This window comes from Alphaproteobacteria bacterium (assembly GCA_023898745.1).
Classification (GTDB): domain Bacteria; phylum Pseudomonadota; class Alphaproteobacteria.
Genome location: CP060237.1, coordinates 776506 through 791792, shown reverse-complemented (window position 1 = coordinate 791792; position 15287 = coordinate 776506). Strand labels below are relative to the sequence as shown.

17 protein-coding genes are annotated in these 15287 nt (G+C 35.3%); 5 read left to right on the top strand and 12 right to left on the bottom strand.

Going from position 1 to position 15287, the window contains the following annotated elements; genetic code table 11:
* Positions 1–26: 26 nt before the first annotated feature.
* Positions 27–545, top strand: coding sequence for a hypothetical protein (locus H6850_03895; protein USO02220.1), 519 nt, complete (start codon positions 27–29; stop codon positions 543–545).
* Here H6850_03895 and H6850_03890 read toward each other — a convergent pair.
* The 5 genes from H6850_03890 to H6850_03870 all read right to left on the bottom strand — a co-directional run bounded on the left by H6850_03890 (position 542) and on the right by H6850_03870 (position 4952).
* Positions 542–1753, bottom strand: coding sequence for an MFS transporter (locus tag H6850_03890; GenBank protein ID USO02219.1), 1212 nt, complete (start codon positions 1751–1753; stop codon positions 542–544). The two genes, H6850_03895 and H6850_03890, sit on opposite strands and share 4 nt — an antisense overlap.
* Positions 1754–1813: 60 nt before the next feature.
* Complete coding sequence (locus tag H6850_03885; GenBank protein USO02218.1) at positions 1814–2518, bottom strand: recombinase family protein; 705 nt, start codon at positions 2516–2518, stop codon at positions 1814–1816.
* A 55-nt stretch (positions 2519–2573) separates the two neighbouring features.
* Entirely contained in the window at positions 2574–3047 is a 474-nt protein-coding gene (rimM, locus tag H6850_03880; protein ID USO02217.1) for a 16S rRNA processing protein RimM, read from the bottom strand.
* On the bottom strand, positions 3044–4273 hold the full coding sequence (locus H6850_03875) for an amino acid permease (GenBank protein ID USO02216.1): 1230 nt from the start codon (positions 4271–4273) through the stop codon (positions 3044–3046). The genes rimM and H6850_03875 overlap by 4 nt, the downstream gene beginning before the upstream one ends.
* Positions 4274–4337: 64 nt before the next feature.
* Positions 4338–4952, bottom strand: coding sequence for a dienelactone hydrolase family protein (locus tag H6850_03870; protein ID USO02215.1), 615 nt, complete (start codon positions 4950–4952; stop codon positions 4338–4340).
* 60 nt (positions 4953–5012) lie between these two features.
* Between H6850_03870 and H6850_03865 the strand changes: the two genes are divergently transcribed.
* Positions 5013–5954 (top strand): hypothetical protein, encoded by a 942-nt coding sequence (locus tag H6850_03865; GenBank protein USO02214.1) that lies wholly within the window; start codon positions 5013–5015, stop codon positions 5952–5954.
* A gap of 71 nt (positions 5955–6025) precedes the next feature.
* On the opposite strand, the gene H6850_03860 is transcribed toward H6850_03865, so the two are convergent.
* A complete protein-coding gene (locus tag H6850_03860; protein USO02213.1) occupies positions 6026–6496 on the bottom strand; it encodes an RNA pyrophosphohydrolase in 471 nt (156 codons plus the stop codon).
* 160 nt (positions 6497–6656) lie between these two features.
* Here H6850_03860 and H6850_03855 point away from each other — a divergent pair, with 160 nt between their 5' ends.
* Positions 6657–8030, top strand: coding sequence for a UDP-N-acetylmuramate--L-alanine ligase (locus H6850_03855; GenBank protein ID USO02212.1), 1374 nt, complete (start codon positions 6657–6659; stop codon positions 8028–8030).
* A 56-nt stretch (positions 8031–8086) separates the two neighbouring features.
* On the opposite strand, the gene H6850_03850 is transcribed toward H6850_03855, so the two are convergent.
* On the bottom strand, positions 8087–8440 hold the full coding sequence (locus tag H6850_03850) for a YraN family protein (protein ID USO02211.1): 354 nt from the start codon (positions 8438–8440) through the stop codon (positions 8087–8089).
* A 122-nt stretch (positions 8441–8562) separates the two neighbouring features.
* Here H6850_03850 and ftsY point away from each other — a divergent pair, with 122 nt between their 5' ends.
* Positions 8563–9390, top strand: a complete 828-nt coding sequence (ftsY, locus tag H6850_03845; GenBank protein ID USO02210.1) for a signal recognition particle-docking protein FtsY — start codon at positions 8563–8565, stop codon at positions 9388–9390.
* Positions 9387–11081, top strand: coding sequence for an excinuclease ABC subunit UvrC (gene uvrC, locus H6850_03840; GenBank protein ID USO02209.1), 1695 nt, complete (start codon positions 9387–9389; stop codon positions 11079–11081). The genes ftsY and uvrC overlap by 4 nt, the downstream gene beginning before the upstream one ends.
* Before the next feature lie 80 nt (positions 11082–11161).
* On the opposite strand, the gene H6850_03835 is transcribed toward uvrC, so the two are convergent.
* From H6850_03835 to H6850_03815, 5 genes are all read right to left on the bottom strand, one after another.
* A complete protein-coding gene (locus H6850_03835) occupies positions 11162–11443 on the bottom strand; it encodes a 30S ribosomal protein S18 (GenBank protein ID USO02208.1) in 282 nt (93 codons plus the stop codon).
* Between the two features lie 2 nt (positions 11444–11445).
* Complete coding sequence (gene rpsF / locus H6850_03830) at positions 11446–11862, bottom strand: 30S ribosomal protein S6 (GenBank protein ID USO02207.1); 417 nt, start codon at positions 11860–11862, stop codon at positions 11446–11448.
* 90 nt (positions 11863–11952) lie between these two features.
* Complete coding sequence (locus H6850_03825; protein USO02206.1) at positions 11953–12387, bottom strand: hypothetical protein; 435 nt, start codon at positions 12385–12387, stop codon at positions 11953–11955.
* A gap of 43 nt (positions 12388–12430) precedes the next feature.
* Complete coding sequence (locus H6850_03820) at positions 12431–14506, bottom strand: response regulator (GenBank protein USO02827.1); 2076 nt, start codon at positions 14504–14506, stop codon at positions 12431–12433.
* Positions 14507–14613: 107 nt separating this feature from the next.
* On the bottom strand, positions 14614–15285 hold the full coding sequence (locus H6850_03815; protein USO02205.1) for an rRNA pseudouridine synthase: 672 nt from the start codon (positions 15283–15285) through the stop codon (positions 14614–14616).
* Positions 15286–15287: the final 2 nt, after the last annotated feature.

The following is a 15287-nucleotide window of genomic DNA, read 5'->3' as shown; positions in this document are numbered from 1 at the left end:
TAATAAAACCCCTACCAGAGAAAAGCATGCCAACGGTCTATGGAGACAATAACCAATTTACTGTGTTTAAAAAGAATAATGACAAAATCATGGAAGGTCAAATTTTTGGCAAAAAACTAGAGGGTACCATTAAGTTATTCAAAAAAAATAATATTGTTTCAATGATTGATTATAAAGATGGAAAAAAGGAAGGTCCTTTTACGTTATTCAATCCAAAAACAGGTATCGCATTTAAAACTGGTTATTATAAGAATGATCAGATAGAGGGTGAGGTGCTAATTTATGACGAAAGAAGCGCCCTTACAGCAAAAGAAATGTATAAAAATGGTCACTTAGAGGGATTGAAAGAAAGTTATTATCCAAGTGGACAAATCTTAAAACAGCAAATTTATAGCGATAATAAAGAAGTTGTAGCGAAAACTTTCTATAAATCCGGAAAGCTTCTAGAGGAAAAATATTTCAACGAAAATGGCCAAGTAAGAGAAATGAAAAAATACCTTGAGGATGGACAAGTCATAGAGTTGTTTGAGACAAAAAAGTGTTAGTGGCTTTCAATTTTTTCTGTTGGCCTTAAGAACACCAAGGTCAAAAGCAATGATATAAAACTAAACACAGCCCCAACCATAAATGGCGCAGACAAGCTAAAACTCTCTACACAAAATTCATAAATATGACCTGCAATCAACACAGCTAAAAAACTCACAAAATAGTAAATACTTAGCGCTGTTCCTCTTAAATGAATTGAAGAATAGTCTGTAATCAGTGCGGTAAAAATTGTCATGGTAATAGCAATTTGAGCCCCCCAAAATGCCACACCTAAATATAACCAACAAAGGCTATTTGCATGCGCGAGTATAAGGTTCGCAATAATAGCGCAGCAAATTCCTAACATAAGAATTCTTTCTCGCCCTACTCTATCAGATAAAACACCTATAGGATAAGCAGTTAAGGAAGTTACAACGTTATAACAAATATTCACCGTTGCGGCATAATTTTCAGGTAAATGTAATTTTTCAAGCGCCGTTAACACAAGAGGCGCCTCCCCGTATCGACAAAGCATAAATACAAACACCACTAGTATAAGTTTCCAGTAATGTTTTTCCAGAATTTTTACTTCTTGCCTCATGATAGATAGCTTCCCCCTGAAGCTAACTTTTTTTTCATCTGCAATAGGATCTGGAACAAAGAAAGTTAAAAATATTATAGCTATTAGACATGGGATTCCGGCCAGCATAAAAATAAATTTGTAATTACTATTTGTCCAAATCATCATATAAATAGACAAAAGAGCGCCTAAAGACGATCCTATATAGGTTAATGTTTGCCTCAATCCAAATGATTGCCCTCTTGATTCTTTGCTCGCCAAATCCCCAATCAACGCATCTCTTGGCGTGGATTGAATTCCATTTCCTATACGATCAATCGCTCTTGCAAGAAAAACAAAAAAGACAGTGGACGAAAACGCCATAATTGGCTTTGAAATAACAATTAACCCAAAGCCAAAAAGCATGAGTAATTTTCGCCTTCTCAGCACATCAGAAAATATACCAGATGTAAACTTTACAATATAGCTTAATGACTCAACCAAACTTTGAATTTTTCCTGTTGATCCAACAGAAAAACCAAGATAGCAACGCATAAACCCGGTAGATAAGCCAAACACAAGAGAGGTTGCGATATTAATCAAGAATCCAGCGATTCCAATGGCCCATATAGATTTAGGAACCAGTTTAAGACCTGTGAATTTTCTCAAAAGAAAAACTCCCACTTTTTTTCAGTATAAAGAGAAAAAGCCAGGGAAGCAAAGATAAGTTTAAATAACTTTCTCATGTCGTAAATAAGAATAAAGTGTCGCGGTTGAAATATTTAACTCTTGCGCAATATCACGCATAGATTTAGAGCCCTCTTGATACATTGATGCAGCAATTTCAGCTTTTTCTTTTGCTTGTGGTGTTAAACCTTTTGGACGCCCAGAACTTCTAAACAATTCCTTTGCTGATGAAGAAAGACTTCCGGAAGATGTAGCTGAGGCTATAGATGAGATGTTATTGCTTTTTGGCGTAGAAATGCTTGTTAATTGCCCTAAAACAATTGAGGATACTGCATTTCTACCGCCCATATTTGCTGTCCTGCTATTGGAAACAACTGAATTTTGTTCACATAGATTTAATGTATTAAATATTTTTAATAACACACGTCCTTCATGTGTTGATGTATCAACGCCATCATGAACACTAAAAAGATGAATGCCCTTTTCTAATAATTCATGAATCAAAGTGATCACATCTCGAACATTCAACCCAAATCTATCAAGTTGATAAATGCAAATTCTGTCATCAGGCCTTATATAATCAAACATATGTTCTAACTCATCAATTTGAGACCCAATATCTTCAAAAATACGCTCGCAATCGCCTAAAACTTTAGCTTGCGTTTCATAGAACGCATCACCTTTTTTTTCAGAACGAATATATCCTATCTTCATCAATTCAGTAACGTAATTTTTCCATAGCCCCATGTTAGGACATTTTTATGAAAAAAATAAAGTACTTTGTTAATAATTTGTTAATAATTTAATTTAAAATAAAACTTTTTTGTAACACTACTTTATTATCCGAGATTTCAATAATAGCTTCCCTATGAAAAAAAGCATTCACCAATTTTTCGCTTGGTGTTTTTATAACCAAAAATGGAGAAGCTCGAAAATCTTGCACCCTTTCAATGCGCCCTTCTAATATACCCTCCTCGTTGTAAACTGGTAAACCTACTAAATCATCGAAATAAAACTCATCCTCTGCTAATTCTTTTCTCGTGCTATAAATTTTCATTCCAACGTAAGATTTAGCTTTTACCAGTGAATTCACGCCTTCAATCTCTATCAACAAATGATCCTTTACATGTGCTTTGTATATAAGCTTTAGCACTTTCTGATTCTCATCAAAAAAATCTGTGTATGAAAAAAAATCCTCCTCGGTATAAGGTTTTAATTTTAAAAGACCTTTTACACCATGAAGTTTAATGATCTGCCCAACTAAGATATGTTTCATTTTTTTCTCTTAATATAAATAAACATAGGAATCCCGAGCAAAATAAGCGTACATGAAACAAGTGTTTGAGCAAAGGGCGTTAATACGGCAATCAAAAAACAAATTACAAATCCTAATCCACCTAATACTCTGTGCTTTAAAAGCTTGATAAGCGCAAGCGAAGAAACTCCATATACAAATAATACCAATATCATAGAGTAATCCAACACAAGAGAAATTTGCTCGGATACATTTTTGTCATCAATAAGTATCAATAAAGGAACAATTAATAAGGAACTTACAATAACACTTACGTAAGGAGAGCCATTTCTATTCTGTTTTTTGAATATACTAGGGAATAAACCATCTTTCGCCAAACCATAAGCAATCTGCCCACTAGTCAAAACCCAAGCATTCAATGTGCTAATGCATACAAACGCTCCAATAATAGCCATAACGAATGAAAAATTACCAAATAAAACAGATGTCGCATCTGCATAAGGGGCTTTGGAATGCATAAGTGCTGTTGTATCAACAAGACCTAACAAACCTAAACTATTCAGCAAATACACCAAAGCTACAAATGTTGTGCCCGCAATAATTGCTTTTGGTATAGTTTTTTGAGGTTGATCTACAAATTCCGCGGGAGCGGTTGCACTTTCTAGTCCCAAAAAACAAAACAAAGTTGTCATAATAATATTTTGTATAGAAGGCATATCGATCACCTCCAATGTTTTGATATTTTTAACATCGAAATGATACAAAGCAATTAATGGAATGGCCACAAGTGGAATAATCTTAAATAACGTCAAAATAAACTCTGCCTTACCTGCAGCTGCAACACTCTTCATATTAAGAAGCGTGATAAAAGCTAAGAGAGAAATCTGCCATATGAGTGGGTTTTGAATAGGAAGTACAGATGATAAATATGCAATCGCTGTAATGGTTACAATAGGTGTGCTCGCCCAAGAGGCTATCCAGTAGGCCCACCCCACAAAAAAACCTGCTGTTTCACCAAATCCTTCCAACGCATAAACATGAGGGCCGCCTGTTTTTGGAAACTGCATGCATAATTTTGCGAAAATTATTGCCAAAACAACAGCAATTGATCCAGAAATTGCCCAACCTAAAGCTCCCCATAACCCATAAGGCGCTAACACAAAAGGTGTAGCAAAAATCCCTGAACCAATTTGACTTCCTACAACAAGTGAAAAAATAGATAAAAAGCCCAGTTTTTTCTGAGACATAATCCTGTTTATTTATTGTCAGATATCAACATTAAAGAATAATTTAGATAAACACACAAGAATTTCAAACGATTTTCTTCAAAAAATCTTTTATTGCGGACACGCCTTGAACATCAATTGAATGACCTAATCCTTCGCATGTTTCTAACTGCACCTTAGCATTTAAATCTACCAAAGCTTTTTTCGCCTCCAAGGCAAAATGATAATCCACCACTCCATCATTTGTCCCGTGAATAAGGAGAGCTGTTTTACCTTTTCCATTTTGTTCAGATGTCCGATAAAATAATCCAGACACTCCAATTGCATATTTCAATTTTTCATGACGCATCACAGTATCCAGTGCAATCATCGCACCCTGAGAAAAACCAAATAAAATCACATCTTCATAGGTTAGATGATATTCTTTCACAAGATTATCTATTATCGCATCTATATGAGATCTTACACTAATTACACCATTCCTAAGCGAGTTATGATCTGGATTGCTTATATCTCCAATATCAAACCATTTATAACCCCCGCCTTCTCTTCTGTATGGAGCATCTGGCGCTACACAAACTATATCATTACAAATAATTTTTTCTGCTACACCCATCATATTTGCAGCTGAAGAACCATACCCATGAAGCATAAGTAAAATTTTTTTACATTTTTTTGATGGCAGTGAAAAACTTAACATTTTTTTAATACTTTCTTGAGAACAATAATAGTAGATTATAACACGTAAACAAGGTTCACAATGTGGTTTCCATTTTTAACAGCTTTCTATGAGAAAAAAATTGATACAAACGCTATTCCTCAAAATATTTGGGAAAATAGTCTAAATTTATCCAAAGGACGTGTCACTAAAGATTTTGTCAAATGGTTTATTGAAACACACCTCAAACTAGCAAAAAATACGCAAATCTTAAGAGATGAAAATGTCCAAGGACAATTTTTAGTTAAAGATCAAAATAATAACCTGATCTATATTGTGCGCGATTTTAATATTGCAGAAAAATCACAACCAGACGACTATTTAGAAACAGAACGCGTTATTGTGAACCAAGAGGCGGAAAGAGAGGGGCTAAACCTTGCGCTCATCAAAAAAACCTTTAAACGCATGTTTTCAAAAGATGGGTTAACTATAAAAGGCCCCGAAAGATGGAAGACTATTATTGAGCTTGAAAATGCTATTTATGTTTACCCCTTTGCAAGAAACATCCCTTTGTTTGGTCAATTTAAGAAAGAAAGAATTTATCTTACGGTTACAGATGTTAAGCAACAAGGAGTGCAGTTAAAGGATGTATTGCAAACACCTGAGGCTTTGGAAGCCTTAGAGCATGTTGGTCGATCTTTAGCTATGTGGCATCTGAAATCAAAATTTGCAGCTTATGTGACACCATTTGATGTCGGATTTCATACAACGACGCAAGGTGATTTTATACCTGAAAATGTTCTGTACAACGCAAACAGAAAAGCAATTACATTCTTAAATAACAATCAAATGGCGGATACGCTCAGAGCTGGAGGTAAAAGCAACTGGTGCGATATTAAAACATTTATAAAAACACTCAACGCAACACAAAGACACGCGTTCTTTAAAGGCTATGCTGCAATATTTAAAAGAAAAGGTTATGCACCTGAAAAAATGGAAGAATTTACAAGGACAGCTACATTCAAAAACCTTGACATGAAATAACACACTTCGTCGCCCTCCGCACTCATTGAAAGAAAAATTCTCCTACGATGCGTGCGTATTAACGCGCCTCTTTAAAAATACCACTCAAAATCTTTCATAACCTTTTTGTAGACTTCTTTTTTAAATGGAATAACAGATTTAGCCACTTGTTTGGAAGCTTTCCATTTCCATTCAGAAAATTCTTGATGTTGTGGCTTTATTTTAAGATCAATGGCTTCGTCTTGCCCTTTAAATCTCAAAAGGAACCATTTTTGTTGCTGTGCGCAATAGCTTTTTGTGTGATACTCTTCTGGAATATCGTACTTATACCAATGCTTAGATTCCGCTATAATTTCAACTTCATCAGAACTCACGCCGATTTCTTCATGAAGCTCTCTCAACATCGCGTCAAACGGATTTTCTCCAGGATTTACCCCACCCTGTGGCATCTGCCAATACTCATCCGTCTGTTTTGAATCTTTAAAATGCCTTTTCCCTACAAACACATTTTTTTGATTATTTACAAGCACTATCCCAACACATAAGCGAGGGTCTTTCTTCATATATTATGTAAAAAAGAGGTTTTACTAAGGCATTCTATACAGCTTCTGAAAAAGATATCAACTTATTTTTTGCTTTTTTTGCGGCACAGCACGAAAGCTTGTTGTAATCACTGAAATTAACTTATAATGCATATACGCATTGGAAAAAGAACCGCGTGTCGTGGCAAAACCTTTAAATCTAAACAATTTCTCGCATTTTCATTTTATTGGAATTGGAGGAATTGGAATGAGTGGTATTGCAAAAATACTTGCCGAAAAAGGTTTTCAGGTTTCAGGAAGTGATTTCAAGTCAGTAACTCTCAAAAATATAACCACTTATGTAGGGCATGATAAAAATAATATCAAACATGCAGATATTATTGTCATTTCTACAGCTATCCATCCTGAAAATCCTGAATTATTAGAAGCACAACAACGCAATATCCCGATCTTCAAGCGTGCCGACATCCTGAAAGAAATTATAAAAAAATATAAGAATATTGTGTCTATTTCTGGCGCCCATGGAAAAACCACAACAACAGCTCTTATTTGGAGTGTGTTAAAACAAACAAACTTGGATCCCACCATTATTAATGGCGGTGTTGTCAATGCAGTCAATTCAAACATTTATGTAGGTCAAACTAATGACTGGTGTGTTGTAGAAGCTGATGAATCAGATGGAAGTTTTTTAGACCTTATAGGCACCTACTCTGTTGTCACTAACATTGATCGTGAACATCTAAATCATTATTCATCTCTTGAACATCTGAAAAATTCGTTTATTGAATTTATCAACAAATCATCAGAATTATCAATCATTTGCATCGATGATCCTCTTGTGCAAAGTTTACGCCCCTTAATAAAAAAAGATGTCATAACGTATGGCATACTCAACGATGCTATGGTTCAAGCGTATAATATTAGGAAAATGTCTAATAAAACTATTTTTGATGTTAAAATCAAAGCCCCTCTCGAATCAAAAATACTGAAAGATATAGAATTAGCTGCCTTAGGCACTCATAACGTACTCAATGCACTTTCTGCTATTGCATTAGCTCAGCATATAAAAATAGATGATCACGCAATTTATGAAGGATTAAAACATTTTCAAGGTGTCCAAAGACGTTTTACAATTCGACACACAACCAATAATGAAATCACATTTGTGGATGATTATGCGCATAACCCTAAGAAAATTAGCGCCGTATATGAAACAGCAAAACAAAGTGGTGCAAAACGTGTTATTGCCGTTTTTGAAGCACATCGTTACACACGGCTAAAGGAATTAATGGATGAATTTGTTGAAGCCTTAAACGCATTCAACTACATCTTTATCATTCCGATATATGCTGCAAATGAGCAGCCTATAGATGGAGTTTCTGTTGAAGTGTTATCAAAAAAACTCACTGCGCCTCATGCATATGTTGCAACACAAGAGGAGCTTAATACACATCTCCCAAATGTTATTGAACAAGGAGATATTGTTGTATTTATGGGGGCAGGCAATATTTTATCCTGGTCTAAAAATTATTTATCACACCATCATCCTGAATGAGCAGAACGAACCAAAAGATCTGTCTGATATAAACCTAAGAAGATCCTTGGATGACATCATTGAAACGCATTTTTTAAATGTGCATACTGCATATATTTTGTTGCAAACAATATGATATCAAACCGCACAAGGTAAGTTTTATAGTGCGGATTTTCTTTCAAAAAATAAGCTAGTGTCCGTTTGATGCGATTGCGCTGTTTCATACGCACACATTTAATCGTTCTATAGTTAGGTCTACATTTCACTTCCACCACAACCAAAAAATTATCATCTCGTGCAATAATATCAATTTCACCAGCATGACACTTAAAATTATGATGCAAAATTTTATATTTCTTGCTTTTTAATATCCGAATCGCTTGCAACTCAGCAACCTGACCTTTCCTCCGTTTTTCATATTCAAAACTCAATTATTTTTATCTATCAATTTCTACATCTCAGCGTATCGAACAAAATATTAAGATCTGGTTAAACATTTGCTTTCACAGCAAAAACACCCTAATCTTTAAATAAAAAAAGACTCCAAACAATTATGTTCTTTCAAAAAATCAAAGAGAAATTATTTGGCAAAAAGCATGATGAACAAACCATAGAGGAATTAGAGGACACGCTTCTTCAAGCCGATGTTGGTTTTGCACTTTCAGAAGAGTTTATACAAAAAATAAAATCTTCTTCCAAAGAGCCAGTGGAAACACTTAAAGCGGAAATGTTGAAACTTTTGCAAGCAAAAGAAAAGTCATTTGGATTAAAAAAAGGATTGAATATCATTCTTGTGTGCGGCGTTAATGGAAGTGGCAAAACAACATTTATTGCCAAGTTATGCCATTTCTTAAGAGACAAAAAAGTTGGGGTTGTGGCAGGCGATACATTTCGCGCAGCCGCTGTTGAGCAACTTGAAGTATGGGCGAATCGCTTAAACGTACCATTATTTAAAGGCGCACTCGGGGAAGATCCTTCAAGTGTTGTATATAAAGCTATTGCGCAAACAAAAGAAAAAAATGATCTAGATGTTTTGATCATTGATACAGCAGGACGATTACATACAAAAGATAATCTTATGATGGAATTAGAAAAAATAAAACGTATTATTCAAAAGTTCGATGATACGGCACCACATGAAACTTTACTTGTATTAGACGCCACTATTGGCTCGAACACTTATAATCAAACGGAAAATTTTGGCAAGGTGATTCCTCTGACAGGTTTGGTGATGAATAAACTAGACGGCACAGCCAAAGGTGGAACATTGCTTAAAATTGCCAAAGATTTCCCTTATCCATTTTATTTCATCGGTGTTGGTGAAAAAAAAGAAGATTTAAAATCTTTTGATGCGGAGTATTTTATTGATCACTTGCTATGACATTAAAAGATCAAATTCATAAGGCGCCAAATGACCCTGGTGTTTATAAATTTCTCGATCAAAATCAAAATATTCTCTATATTGGAAAAGCTAAGAATCTTAAAAACAGACTAAAATCCTATTTAAACACAAATGAACTTAGTCATCGGATTTCCCGCATGATGAAGCAGGCTATATCTGTTGAAATCACTATCACACAAAGCGAATTAGAGGCATTAATTTTAGAAAGCAACCTTGTTTCTCACTTGCAACCCCCCTTCAATATTTTACTTAAAGACGATAAATCTTACGCCTTCTTAAAAATAGACACCCGACACCCCTTCCCTAGCCTCACAAAATATCGCGGGATTCCAAAAGGTCACAAGCAGGAAAAATTCTTTGGCCCCTATCCTCAAATTGATGAAGCCTTAGAAACAGTGCAAAAAGTTTTTAAGCTTAGAAATTGCTCGGACTATGAATTTTCCATTAGAAAGCGCCCTTGCATTCAATATGACATCAAACGGTGTACCGCGCCTTGTGTTGGCTATGTAAGCGCGGAAGAATATAGCCACCAAGTTAAACGCGCTATGGATTTTTTAGAGGGTAAAATTGCAAAAATTCTCAAAGAACTTACTGAGCAAATGTATGCACATAGTGATGCGCTAGAATTTGAAAAGGCAGCCCATGTTAAGCATATATTATCGGTTATAAAAAAACTGCATATTAAACAACAGGCGCATATCGTAGACATTGAATCATGCGATATTTTATATATAAAACCTGATGGCACTTTAATTCAAGGTATCGTCCGCTTTCATAAATACTTAGGATCTCAAATTTTTTATATGGAATATAGCGGCCCTGAAGCCGTAGAAGATTTCATTACACAGTTTTATAAAACGAATATTCCTGGAAAAGAAATTATCACAAATGTTCCTATATCAGCCTTATGGAAAGAGTATATTTTTGAGCGCCATAAGTTAAACTGTGCCATCACTCATGCACAACGCGGCCCCAAGAAACGTTTGCTCGATTATATCGCAAAAATACATATTCAGCAGCATGATGTGCAACTAGAAAAAGTATCAGAGTTTTTTGTTAAAGACATTAAACGCATCGAAGCCTATGATAATAGTCATTTATTTGGCAAACATCCCTATGGTGTTATGATCGTATTTTCTAAAGATACAGGATTTGAAAAAAGCGCTTATCGTAAATTTAAAGTTGAAGAATCTAATGATTATGACATGATGGAAAACATGATCCAACGCCGCTTAAAACACGAGGAATGGCCCTTACCTGATATGATGCTAATTGATGGTGGTGTTGCGCTTGTACGTATGGTGAAACGATACGTACCAGAATCCGTTTTGGTATTAGGATTGGCTAAAGGCGAAAAACGCAAACAAGATCGATTATTTGATGAAACAGGTCATGAAATAAAACTCACTGAACCTGTAAAATATCTTTTGCAAAATGTGAGAGATGAAGCGCATCGTTTTGCTATCACAACCCATAAACATAGCCGTGAAAAAACAGCCTGGAAATCTATGATTGATCAAATCCCAGGTATTGGCTTAAAGCGCAAAAAAGTATTAATTCAGCATTTTGGGTCTGCTGAGAATGTATCTAAAGCGACTGTCGAAGAGTTAAATCACGTTAAGGGAATAACAAAAATTTTAGCCGAAACAATCTATCGATATTTTCGATAATTGTCATCCTGAAAATAACGCACCGCCACCCTGAGACCTATAGGTCGAAGGATCTTATCGTGCATATATCTGACGATATATTAATCCAATGAACGATAAGGCAATAACGCCAAAAATCTTGCGCGTTTAATCGCACGACCTAAATGCCTTTGATGTTTTGTAGATACAGATGTAATACGTGATGGCAAGATTTTACCAGAATCTGAAATAAATTTTTGCAATAATTTCAAATCTTTATAATCAACTTTAAATGCATTAGGTCCCGAAAACGGACATGCTTTTTTATTTTTCACATACTGTTTTTTTGCGCGCCTCTTAGGCGGTTGAATCATTTGTGCTTTATTTGTTTCTACTTCGCTCATTTTTATGCACTCCCTTCTTTGCCGTACACTTTACCAGAACGAATTTGCGTTTTATACGCAACGTCCAGATTTTGTCTTTGTTGTAACAATGCAGATGGATTTGGATCCAATGTTTCAACGTTCACAAACAAGTGACGTAACAATCTTGTATCATACTTCAATTTCTTTTCAAATTCTTTGAGAAAATCTGTACTCATTCTTGTGTTTAAAAGCACGTAGTATCCTTTTTTCATTTTCTTGATAGGATATGCAAATGTTCTGATGCCGCAGAATTCAGTTTTTGCAACATCCCCACCGGCTTCTTTGATTTTTTGAGAAAATTCAGACACATGAGAGCGAACCTGCTGCTCTGTTGAGTCTTGTGTGAAAATAAACACGCACTCATAATTTCTGAGCACTGTTTTTGTATTTGCTGTCATTTTTACCTCTTTCCTTATGGTTTAAATAGCTCTTATCCTTATAAAATAAGAGCAAGGACTAATCTAATGTGCCATATTTACGAAAAAACGTCAATGAGTCTTAATTTTAGAAGTCTCGTGTCTTTTACACAACCTTTTTTTACAAACAGAAAACATAGCTGCTCTTTTCTTTCTGGGACCGTTTTTAGAATAAATACTCCATATTGCTTGATCTAAAAACCACTGTATATGCAATTCTGAAACCCTGCATGAGGATAAATTTTTATACAATTCTCTAATTGCGTCAGCAAAAGAAGATTGGTTGCTTTTAAATTTATTCCAATCTAATTTCTCAAATTGATAAGGTTCCATTTCCGTAATATCCTGCTGATACCCTTTAAGAGAAAATGTTGTATACGCTAGAAGTGTAAATTGCCGTTCGGGCAAAGCTGTAAAATTTCCGTTACTGTTATAAATTTGATTGAACCATTCTACCTCACACTTAAAATCTGATAATTCAATATTTGCATAAATAATAAAAAACATAGCTCAAATGAATAAAGTTCTTATCCAAAGTATAGCAAAACCCTTAAGCCGCTTGAAGGCAATCCTTCACTTTCGTTGCCAAATCTTTAATCGTAAATGGTTTTGGCAAAAATGTCGTCATATGACCATCTGCAAGAAAGCTATAATCTAATGATTCATCACTGTACCCTGAAATAAACACAACCTTAACATTGGGATTTTCTTCGCGCATGCGCTTCACAAATGTAGGTCCATCAATATCTGGCATCACAACATCTGTTACCACCAAATCAAATGTTTCATTTTTGGTTGCATTCAAAGCATCTCGCCCTGAAGAAGCTTCACTCACAACATACCCCTTATCGCGCAATGCACGAGCGGTAAAAGTTCGCACCGCATCTTCATCTTCAACCAACAAAATACGTTCGTTACCCGTTAAATCAATAATATTTTTCTTTTGCTGTGGCATCACTACAGTTTCAGAGGTGGAAGGCAAGTAAAGTGTGAATGTAGTTCCATGATCCACTTCACTCTTCACACTAATAAACCCACCAGTTTGTTTCATAATTCCATAAACTGTTGAAAGCCCTAACCCAGTCCCTGAACCAATTTGTTTGGTTGTAAAAAATGGCTCAAAAATATGTGGCAAATTCTCTGATGGAATGCCACATCCTGTATCTTGCATAGAAATAGTCACATAATCCCCTTTTGGCATCGTATCATGACCCATGCAGAGCTCTTTTGTAGCCTGATAATTCTCAATCGAGATGTTGAGCTTTCCAGAATATCCCATAGCATCTCGCGCATTTACAGCCAAGTTAATAATCACCTGCTCTAGTTGACCCAAGTCTGTTTTTACAGGATGAACATGTTTTCCATATTTTACTTGCAAATCAATCTTTGCGCCTAATAAACGTTTCAATAATGCAGACAATTCTGATAACACATCACCTACATTTAACACTGTAGGCTGCAATGTTTGTTGACGTGAAAATGCCAAAAGCTGACGCACCAAATTCGCAGCACGATTTGCGTTTTGTTTAATCTGAATCAAATCACTATAAGACGGATCGTTAGGCAAATACTTTTGCAGCAATAAATCTGAAAATCCAATAATGGCTGTTAAAATATTATTGAAATCGTGCGCAATTCCACCTGCTAACTGCCCTACAGCCTGCATTTTTTGAGATTGAATAAACTGTTGTTCCAGCTGCTTTTGCTCTGAAATGTTAATAAATTGCAAAAGAAACAATCCATTTTCCAAGCGACTTGTATAAGTAGTTGTGATAAAATCTGGATTGGAAAAATAAGTTTCAAATGGCTCAACCGCATTGTCTGTATCTAAAACTCGTTGATACTTGCTTTTAATTTCAGATTTTTTACCTTTATCAATAAGCTGAAAAAAGTTTTCATCTATAGAGATATCAAATTGTTTTAAACTTTGCCTTAATGCTAAATTGTATTTTTGAATCCTACCATCTGAATCCATGATCAAAGATGGAATGCGAGAAATTTCAAATGCCGCACCTTCAGCATTATTAACTGTATCCATTTTAGGAAAGAACGTACACAAAGACATTTCATCATCCAATGGCACGATATATACCATAGTTGTATCATTCAAAATCTGCAAACCGTTTTGAGGGTTTTTGATAAACTCTGACACATTCTTATCACGCAAAGATTGAGAAAATAACTTTTGCGCGGATGCATTGTAATATAAAATCTTATTACTTTGATCAATAAAAATAAATCCTAAGGGAGAAACATCCAAAAAGTCTTGAGAGGATTTTGACAGCTCCTCAATCGAAAGTGTGTCTTCAATTTTCTTGAAATGAAATACATGATAGTCATAGTATTTTTTAAACACACAATGATATGCCTCTTGATTACTCTTCTTTTGAATAATTGCTTCAAACGGCTGCTTAGATTCCAAACGCGACATCACATCTTTTTTCTCACCATACACATGAAAACATTTCTCAAATTTGTTCAAGAAATCATCAAAATTCACAAACGAACAATTGCTCGCATCTACAACATTACCTTTATCGTTAAAAATCCAAAAATGATCTTCTAGGATAGATCTTACTGCGTGGGTTTTTAACTTAGGATACAAAATGAAATATCCACCGGCCATCAGTACAACAAATAGAGTGATGAGAAAAAGAATCAGCACATCAAGAAATTTATGTATATATAATTATTGTGGAGGAGAAAAAGCGCAAAAGTAAATATCTAATAGATCTATTTAATTTTCAAAACTTCGTGTAATTTTAAACTCCCTAATTCATATGGACCATATGAAACTCGAATCAACCTCGACACCTGCAATCCGATAAATTCCAATGCACGTCGAATCTCACGATTTTTACCTTCATGAATTATAATTTTAAGCCACTTATCTCCGGCTCTTTCAACTTGAAAAGGCTGATAACGCACCCCTTCAATAACAAATGGTCGCCTTAAAATATCCAGTTTTTTCTCTGTCACATCGCCAAAGAATCGCACCTTATAAACCCGAGGCAGGTCAGACATTTCTAATTCTCGCGCCCACGGCCCATAATTTGTCAGCAACAATAAACCCTCTGTGTTTAAATCTAACCGCCCCACAGAAATAACACGCTCCCCCACATCAATATCTTCAAAAACTGTTGGTCGTCCTTGTGGATCTTTATGAGTTGTGATAAGTCCTTTAGGTTTATGATAAAGCCATAATTTTGGCTCCACATCTATTGAAATTTTTTTGCCATTCACATGGATCACATCACTACCATCAACGAAGGTAGTAACCGTATTTACTCTCTCATTATTGACAGACACAACCCCTTCTAAAATAAGTCGCTCCGCCTCTCGTCTTGATGCCACACCTGCGCGAGCCAGGACTTTTGCTAATCGTTCTTTCTGAGTATTCGTCATGG

Excerpts from the sequence above, each read along its gene's own strand:
- H6850_03870 (USO02215.1), bottom strand. The coding sequence starts at position 4,952 with ATGTTAAGTTTTTCACTGCCATCAAAAAAATGTAAAAAAATTTTACTT.
- H6850_03835 (USO02208.1), bottom strand. The coding sequence starts at position 11,443 with ATGAGCGAAGTAGAAACAAATAAAGCACAAATGATTCAACCGCCTAAG.
- H6850_03860 (USO02213.1), bottom strand. The coding sequence starts at position 6,496 with ATGAAGAAAGACCCTCGCTTATGTGTTGGGATAGTGCTTGTAAATAAT.
- H6850_03875 (USO02216.1), bottom strand. The coding sequence starts at position 4,273 with ATGTCTCAGAAAAAACTGGGCTTTTTATCTATTTTTTCACTTGTTGTA.
- H6850_03885 (USO02218.1), bottom strand. The coding sequence starts at position 2,518 with ATGGGGCTATGGAAAAATTACGTTACTGAATTGATGAAGATAGGATAT.
- H6850_03820 (USO02827.1), bottom strand. The coding sequence starts at position 14,506 with ATGGCCGGTGGATATTTCATTTTGTATCCTAAGTTAAAAACCCACGCA.
- uvrC (USO02209.1), top strand. The coding sequence starts at position 9,387 with ATGACATTAAAAGATCAAATTCATAAGGCGCCAAATGACCCTGGTGTT.
- H6850_03895 (USO02220.1), top strand. The coding sequence starts at position 27 with ATGCCAACGGTCTATGGAGACAATAACCAATTTACTGTGTTTAAAAAG.
- H6850_03825 (USO02206.1), bottom strand. The coding sequence starts at position 12,387 with ATGTTTTTTATTATTTATGCAAATATTGAATTATCAGATTTTAAGTGT.
- H6850_03815 (USO02205.1), bottom strand. The coding sequence starts at position 15,285 with ATGACGAATACTCAGAAAGAACGATTAGCAAAAGTCCTGGCTCGCGCA.
- H6850_03865 (USO02214.1), top strand. The coding sequence starts at position 5,013 with ATGTGGTTTCCATTTTTAACAGCTTTCTATGAGAAAAAAATTGATACA.
- ftsY (USO02210.1), top strand. The coding sequence starts at position 8,563 with ATGTTCTTTCAAAAAATCAAAGAGAAATTATTTGGCAAAAAGCATGAT.
- rimM (USO02217.1), bottom strand. The coding sequence starts at position 3,047 with ATGAAACATATCTTAGTTGGGCAGATCATTAAACTTCATGGTGTAAAA.
- rpsF (USO02207.1), bottom strand. The coding sequence starts at position 11,862 with ATGACAGCAAATACAAAAACAGTGCTCAGAAATTATGAGTGCGTGTTT.